5 protein-coding genes are annotated in these 8,346 nt (G+C 42.1%); 1 reads left to right on the top strand and 4 read right to left on the bottom strand.

Annotated features, from left to right (window positions below):
• Positions 1-522: 522 nt before the first annotated feature.
• Both V7K97_RS22445 and tftA read right to left on the bottom strand, forming a co-directional pair.
• Entirely contained in the window at positions 523-1,686 is a 1,164-nt protein-coding gene (locus V7K97_RS22445; protein ID WP_334803196.1) for a DUF58 domain-containing protein, read from the bottom strand.
• A 144-nt stretch (positions 1,687-1,830) separates the two neighbouring features.
• Positions 1,831-3,183 (bottom strand): hormogonium tapered terminus morphoprotein TftA, encoded by a 1,353-nt coding sequence (gene tftA / locus V7K97_RS22440; protein ID WP_334803195.1) that lies wholly within the window; start codon positions 3,181-3,183, stop codon positions 1,831-1,833.
• 164 nt (positions 3,184-3,347) lie between these two features.
• On the opposite strand from tftA, the gene dnaG reads away from it, so the two are divergent.
• A complete protein-coding gene (gene dnaG / locus V7K97_RS22435; RefSeq protein WP_334803197.1) occupies positions 3,348-5,267 on the top strand; it encodes a DNA primase in 1,920 nt (639 codons plus the stop codon).
• 801 nt (positions 5,268-6,068) lie between these two features.
• Here the strand turns inward: dnaG and V7K97_RS22430 are convergent.
• On the bottom strand, positions 6,069-6,674 hold the full coding sequence (locus V7K97_RS22430; protein WP_334803194.1) for an exopolysaccharide biosynthesis protein: 606 nt from the start codon (positions 6,672-6,674) through the stop codon (positions 6,069-6,071).
• A 121-nt stretch (positions 6,675-6,795) separates the two neighbouring features.
• Complete coding sequence (locus V7K97_RS22425; protein WP_334803193.1) at positions 6,796-7,680, bottom strand: lipid kinase; 885 nt, start codon at positions 7,678-7,680, stop codon at positions 6,796-6,798.
• Positions 7,681-8,346: the final 666 nt, after the last annotated feature.

Here is an 8,346-nt window from a genome sequence, read left to right as displayed (position 1 = left end):
TTCATTGATCAAATGATTGCTGCGAACGAAAAACCTACTCAAGCTAAACAAGATTGATTAGGTTTAGATGAGTATTTTGCAATTAAATTCTTCCCCTCCCCAACCCTTCCGTTAGTAAGGGGAGGGTGCGCGATCGCGCGGGTGGGGTAAGTCAGTACCTCACGTTGGCGTAGCCTAAGAAGAGAAGTTGAAATCTGCTGGATATCAGGGTTTATTTATTTATACATAAATTATACTGAAGTTTCTTCATCATAACTTTAGGAAATTAATAAACAATAACACTTATTTTTTGCAGTCTAATGTAGATTCTAAAATATGTAACAAAAAAGCATAAACTTATCAATTATTAAGACGTAAACAGCTAAAGCAAAGTTAAATGAAATCTTGCACTTTGCCTGAAGGACTAGAAGTTGCGGCTACAGAAACAAAGTTTACCTCCGTGGGCTGAAAGTTTTATATTCTGTAAAGGTAGACTTTGTTTGTATAGCCCTTCTAGGATGTGTTTTTTGCTGAAGGTATTGATTAATACGAATTTAATGTTTTTTGCAGTTGGGGTTGCAGTGCATTATCGCTTTGCAAAACTATACCAGGATGATCCCTATTGATTACCTCTGGTTCTGCTGGTGAAGAAATATTTGGCCACAAAACCCAACGACTACCTTGAGGAAGGGTAGTAAGACTCAGGGGGTTTTGAGTCAGCCAAATCAAGGGATAGCTTTTTGGAACTACTGAACTGGCATCTTCTAAGGCTGTAGTTGCTGCTAAGGTTTCTAAAACAAAGCGATCGCCTTTAATTAAATTTGTTGATGCTGTCCATAGTTGCACCTCTAATTGCTGTTGATGTGCATAAAAGTACAACGAAGCTGCGGCAATTACTGCTTGCTCAAAGTTTTCTTCTTCCCAATTGCTAGCACTATCGAGGGCAATAATTACTTCTTGTCCACCTGTCACCATTTCTAACTCCCGTACCCTTAATTCGCCATAGCGGGCGCTAGTTCGCCAGTGAATCAGACGGGTGGGATCTCCGATGCGGTAGGGACGGAGCGATCGCACCAGCCCCGTTGTCGCTGTCTGTAAGGGTCTACCACGAGGATCGCCCCTTTTGCTCTCTTCTTGTCCCATTTCATCTACTAAGGGGCAGGTAGCCAAGGGTAACACTGTCGGATAGACGATCGCAGTGGCAGCACAATCACGTTGACGGCGACACCAGAACAATCCCAAAGGCGCACCAGAACCCAGTTCGACTGTCTGCCAACGATAAACGCCCCGGCGCTGAGTCGGGTGGTAATATACCCAACGGTAACTGCCTTGGCTAGGAATTGTTTCGATTGCCTTTTGTACTGGTTTTCCTAAGACGAAGGGCAGCATATCCTCAACTTGCAACAAACTTACAGGCTGCTGTGTCTGATTGCGGATTTCTAATTTTACTGTTAGATCGTCGCCCGCTGACACGGGTTCTATGGGATGGCGGGTGATGGATAGACCTGTGAGCGATCGCGGTGGTAAGATAGCTGCTACACCCAAAAGGGCAAAACTAATGCCGCTAATGGCGTACAGCCAACCAGCCATCGTATTAATACCCGCTCCAAAAAAACAAATAGCGGTTGCTGCTAGTACCCAACCGCCATAAGCAGGGGCACAGGCGCGGGTTTCTAACCAGTTGGTGATGGGTTTAATGATTTTCATGTTTCTTTTTTAACTCAACACCACCTGAAATTTACAGTATTTCAGAGGTTTGCCAAAAAAGCCATAGATTCTCGCAAAGAAGGAAACTCTTCTTTAATTCCCTTCCCTAACAACAATTGATGAACTTGAAAATTCTTGCGTAACTTAAAGAAGTCCTGCTGATTCATATAATCGTTTGAGCATTGCTGAAATCTTCGTACCATAATCCAAATCTGCTGACCACCGCCCTGATAGCTGATCAATTAAGGTTGCAATTCCGCGTGTCACAAAGCGAAATCTCGGATCTACTACTTCTTGTACCAAAGGTTCCAAACTAGCGTAAGCTTTCAAATGTTGGATGTGCGCCCTCACTCCAATTCTGGCACTTGGAAAAGATGCAGCTTCTGAACCACCACCGATCGCACCTAAGCCGGCAAAGTTATTTTGCTCAGGTTTAATATCACCACCAAACCGTAAAAATCCAGTTTCTACAGACATTTGGCAAAAAGCAATATCATAGTTAACTCCCTCTATACCTGCTTCTTCCCGATAAAGTTTGGGAATGTCAGGAAACTTTGCCAAAGCATTTTCATTATTGTTTTTCAGAAATAATTGTAACTGTATTTCTGAGGTATTACCGTTTGACATCACTCGGTCAAATTGACCAGGGCAAACCACCAAATTCGATCGCAAGCTGACAGTCCGATTTGCCGCATCCCAACTAACTGCAACCTTAAAATCTCGCAGTTCGATCGCTTTGACATAAACTATTTTGTGATAAGTAATTCGATTGACATTAGCTGCTTTTGAAAGGTCAATCCGTAGAAGGTCTACTAAATCAATGGGGATGTAAGCATTACCATTAACTAAAACCCCTTGTTCTGTGTAACTTTGCCCATTAATATTAATATTAATTGGCGGATAATTTGCTTCTGCCGGAGTTCCAGGAGTGGGGTCAATTACACGACTCCAAGTTACTAGTCCATCGACAATTCCCAAAGCAAAATCGCGGCGACGAGTTTGCAGCAAAGCCCGATCCTCTGGATTGGTGAGAAACCCCACTTGCATCACCAAAGCTGGAAGCGTTGTCTGGCGACAGAATACTAAACTACCTAATCCACTATCTGTATCTGGTTTGACTCCCCGATTCGGTAATTGGGGTACACGGCGCAACAACCCCATTAGCAGCTGTTCAGCATTGCTTTTGCGATCGCTATTATTAGAAATGTAGAAGACGCTAGCCCCACGCACAGAAGGGCTGTTAGCTGCATTAGATTCAATTTCTAGGGCGACATCACCCCGACGGCCACGAGAATTGATCCAAGCGATAGTTTGGGTGGCACTGAGGTCATCAGGGACTGCTAAAATTTCTAAATTCCGCGCTCTTAGTTCCGTGACAATCAAATCCCGTAGCAGAATCATTTCTTTAGCTTCAGTTGTACCACCCGCGATCGCACCTGGATCGATTCCTCCCGCTTCTTTGCCTCCATGAGCAGCCGATATAAAGATACGTCCCATTCTCGGTATTTCCTCTGGTAAAATTAAGCGTAAGCAATTCTATACATCTTCTTGGTCTAGCAACAAGAATATAATAGCGATCAGAAGTCTTTTGTCATTTGTCCTTTGGTATTTCTCCAAAGTTCATGACCAATGACCAATGACCAATGACTAATGACAAAGCCATGCAAATCCCCCGCTTGCACCCAGACACAATTGAGGAAGTTAAACTACGGGCTGATATTGTAGATGTCGTCTCGGAATACGTAGTTTTACGCAAACGTGGAAAGGATTTTGTCGGTTTGTGCCCTTTCCATGATGAGAAATCTCCCAGTTTCACCGTCAGCCAAACCAAGCAAATGTATTATTGCTTTGGCTGTTTAGCTGGGGGAAATGCCATTAAGTTTGTCATGGAGTTGGGAAAGCGTTCTTTTGCTGATGTGGTGCTGGATTTAGCACGGCGTTACCAAGTACCTGTGCAAACTCTCGAACCCGAACAACGCCAAGAATTACAGCGTCAGCTATCTTTGCGTGAGCAGTTGTATGAAGTTCTGGCAACCTCCTCACAGTTTTATCAACACGCCCTGAGACAATCCCAAGGACAACAGGCAATTAAATATTTGCAATCTAACCGCCAACTCAAAGAAGAAACTATACAGCAATTTGGTTTAGGTTATGCCCCCGCAGGTTGGGAAACTCTCCATCGTTATTTAGTGGAAGATAAACATTACCCAGTGCAAATACTGGAAAAAGCGGGATTAATTAAGCCACGTAAGGAAGGAGGCGGCTATTATGATGTATTCCGCGATCGCTTGATGATTCCCATTCGTGATGTGCAAGGGCGGGTTATTGCCTTTGGTGGTAGAACCTTGACTGATGAACAACCTAAATATTTGAATTCACCAGAAACCGAACTTTTTAGTAAAGGTAAAACATTATTTGCCCTCGATCAAGCTAAAGGTGGAATTTCTCAACTCGATCAAGCCGTGGTGGTAGAGGGATATTTTGATGCGATCGCTCTCCACGCTGTTGGTATTAATAACGCCGTCGCCTCACTGGGTACAGCTTTAAGCTTAGAACAAGTCAGGTTAATATTACGTTACACCGAATCAAAACAATTAGTACTCAACTTTGATGCTGATAAAGCGGGAACTAATGCCACCGAACGGGCGATCGGCGAAATTGCCGAACTAGCATACAAAGGCGAAGTTCAGCTAAAGATTCTCAATTTACCCGATGGCAAAGATGCTGATGAATATTTGCATAGCCACACCCCAGAAGATTATGGAGAACTGCTAAAAAATGCCCCACTTTGGTTAGATTGGCAGATTCAGCAAATTACAAATAATCGGGACTTAAGACAGACTAATGATTTTCAGCAAGTAACTCAGCAGATGGTGAAATTGCTAAAGCGAATTACAAATCTCGAACTATATCAATACTACATTACTTACTGTGCTAAAATAATCAGCTTGGGAGAGGCTAGACTGGTACGTCCACGGGAAGAAACTCTAGAAATTCTATTAGGTAAAATTACGCCCGTTATCGGACAAAAAAAACCGATCACAGTAAGTTCAAAGGATTATGTATATCGTCAAGCTCTCACAAATACTAGCGATGGCAATCTTTTAGAACAGGCAGAAGCATTATTACTCCGAATTTTCTTGCATTGTCCTGAACAGCGTCAAGGGATTATTGACGAACTAGAGGAGCGAGATTTGCAATTTAGTCTTTCTCACCACCGATTTTTATGGCAACAGATTTTAGAAATAGCGATCGAACAGCTAGATTTAATATCAGCTTTGCAAAATAGATACCTAGAAGCATCTGAAGACTTGGGATTAGTGTCCCATCTGTTTCATCTGAACGAGAAATGGAAGATAGAAATACCTCGGACTCCGCAAGTGGTTCAAGCTGCGATCGCTTGCATGGATTTGGTGATGCTGGAAAAACGCTATCGTCACTTTTTGGAACTATGGCAACAAACCGATCCAGAAGTTGAACCAGAGCGCTATCAATCCTATTATCAGGCTTTCTACGCTGAAAAAATCAAGCTTCAAAAAATAGACCGACAACGGTTATTTTCCATCACAGAGTTATTGTAGGAACTGCGAACCCAGAGGGTGATGAAACTTGCACTAAGAGACTGACAAATAAACAGGAGTCAGGAGTCAGAATACAGGAGTCAGAATACTCCACCCATGAAGGGATGGAGTTTTAATTCAGGAAGAATATTTTAATTTTTTCGCTTGACTTCGGGCGAGGTTTTAACCAATATTCATTAACCACTCGTACAGAATTCATGGCTTTTTTCTGACTCCTGACTTCTGAATTCTTCTTATAAAAAAATACTCAACTACTTCTTGTGGGGTGGGCAACATGAGCGCCTTTGGCTATTGGCGGGCAAGATTAGGACTTACGCACTTTACAAACTCAGCATCATGTGATTATCAAGCTTATTAACATAAAAGTCTTGCCCTACCTCGTTCCCAGGCTCTGCCTGGGAATGTGATACTTGGAGGCTCTGCCTCCTGTCAAACTGGGAGGCAGAGCCTCCCAGAATAGCATTACAAGGCAGAGCCTTGTAACGAGAAGCAATGCACATTTGGTTATGTCTGTCAATGCGTAAGTCCTAAAGATGCCCACCCCACAAGATTGGATAATTTATTTATTGTCAGTCCCTAACACAGTCAGCAAAGGCTTCAGCACCCATCGTGAGCATTTATACTTAGTATATTCTCCCCCTTTTTGGCTTTTCTCTCACTTGTGCCAGTTCAGGGTGCAGAATGTGGGTTGCGTTATTAGAAATCTAATTCTCCCGGATATGGCAATAAATCAAGCGGATTAATAAATGGTAGATGCACCCTAATAAATTACAGCCCTCAACCTAAAGTTGGGGGCTTTTATTATTTAAATATAGATGGCAGCAAACTGGGAGCTAACCACACTGCATAACCAATAAATCCAAATAGCAAGGTAATCAAAATAGTAATGCCGTAGCTGATGCAAATTAATAAACCGTCAGATTCGATGGTGGCAACAGTCAAAAGTAAAATACCTATAGTGGGGATGGGATTTGTAAACGGAATTGGTAATATTAGTAATATTGTTAATAAAGAGATACAAAACCCATTAATTCGCCAAATCAAAGGATTCTGGGCTATTTTTGGCAATCGGGGACGGGCAATTTTCTGTGAAACTTTGGTAAAACGCCCCAAATTTTGCAAAAGCAACTGGGCGAAGGGACGAGGAAATTTGTAGTTAGCGATTCTTTTTGGTAGCCAAGGCGATCGCCTCCCTAAAAGCATTTGTACTGACAACAGTAAACAAGCAGCACCAAAAGGCCCAGCTAATCCCGGTGGCATAGGAAATAAGAAGGGCAAAACTAATAATGTAATTACTAGGCTGAACCCTCGTTCTGAGGTTTCTGCCAGAATATCACCTAGAGTGAGTGGTTGTTCAGCTAGGCGTTGCAACAGGGACTTGATATCTTGAGAAAATCTCAGATGCATTTGGCGTGACTTGATGCGAGTTCCCACTTTGCAATCAAGGGAGAATAACTTCTAACTCTGCCAATTTTAGATTTTGAATTTTGGATTGAAGGAAAATCTAAAATCTAAAATCTAATGACTCCTAATTCCTGATTTCTGGAGGTACTAAAACAGCTATTGCTTTAGGTATAACCCGAAAACGAGCAGGTGTGTAGGTAGTGATTTCACCATCTGTATTGATAGGCCGTGGTTTGTGAGTATACACCTCTATTGCTTGACCTTGAAGAGAACGTACATTCTGCCAATGTATATGTCGTCCTTCTCGGATTGCGGGTAGTAATAATATAATCTGCCACCAGTGTTCAATCTCCAAGCTATAAAGGTCTAGCCTTTGGTCATCGATTGTGGCATCGTGGGCTACTGCCATACCACCGCCGTAATAACGACCGTTACCCACGGCAATTTGCACTGTTTTGACGCGAACCGATTCACCATTGATCACAATCTCCGCAGTAAAAGGTCTTGCTTCCCAAATCACTTGCAGTGCAGTGGCGGCATAAGCAAATATTCCCCAACGGCGCTTGACTTCTTTGGTAAGTCGTTGGGTAATTTTTACACTTAATCCCAGACTGGCAACGTTAAAAAAGTGCTTGCCATTCACCCATCCCAAGTCGATGCGGTGTAAACTGCCATAAGCAATAATTTTGCAAGCTTCGGTGAGGGAATTGGGGATTTCCAAAGTTCTCGCTAGATCGTTAGCAGTTCCCAGAGGCAAGATTCCTAAAGGCAACTGAGTATCAACTAAAGCATCTACTGCGGCATTGAGAGTGCCATCTCCTCCGCCAATGATTACTAAATCAACTTCATGCTGATAGCGAAATATAACTTCAGCAAGATGTTTAGGATCTTCTGTAGACTCCTCAATTAAATCAAAGCCGAGTGTCTTCAGATATTGAATCGCTTCCGACAGACCCTTTTGCCCTTGGCGGGCATGAGGATTTACTAACAGCAGTGCGCGCGAACTCATGGGTAGTACCTTTTGTAGTTGATCTGTCCAATTATCCGCATCCATGTATTCTGCCAGAAATGTTGACTATAAAAAAGTGTTTGGGCTGTGATGAAAATTATCAACAATTCATTTTGTTAACACTTATTATATTGTGATTACTAATTTTTACTTTTTCTTTTTATCTAGTTTAGCTCTATTAGCTTTCAGTGTGTTGATGCCAAATAAATATAATTATTACTCACTAAATGACTGAAAATTAGGTATTTTTTTTCTAAAATAGGTAAATATTCAAATATTATTATGCCAAAAAATGGGATGTTTTTCATTAAGATAAATACATATTTCGATATTTAATTTGTATTAATACTATCAATAGTTACAATTACTTAACTTTTGGTTGAGACAATAATTACAGCAGATTTGCCTCGTTCCCAGGCTCCGCCTGGGAATGCGATCAAGGTGGGCTGCTGCCTGCTTGTTTGACGGGAGGCAGCAGCCCACTACAAGAGCATTACAAGGCTCTGCCTTGTAACGAGAGGTCACTCACAATTGGCCGTCTTTGTCAATGCGTAAGTCCTAAATTATATAGCGTTTCCTAATCATATGAGGTATATCTTAGCCCCCTCTCGAAGAGCAGGGCTGTTTCATTCGTTCAGATCAGAATTTTGTCAAGAGTATCAACCA

This window comes from Nostoc sp. (assembly GCF_036917815.1).
In the GTDB taxonomy this organism is placed as follows: Bacteria; Cyanobacteriota; Cyanobacteriia; order Cyanobacteriales; family Nostocaceae; genus Nostoc.
The sequence above is the reverse complement of the archived record's forward strand: the minus strand, read 5'-3'. Positions and strand labels throughout refer to the sequence as shown.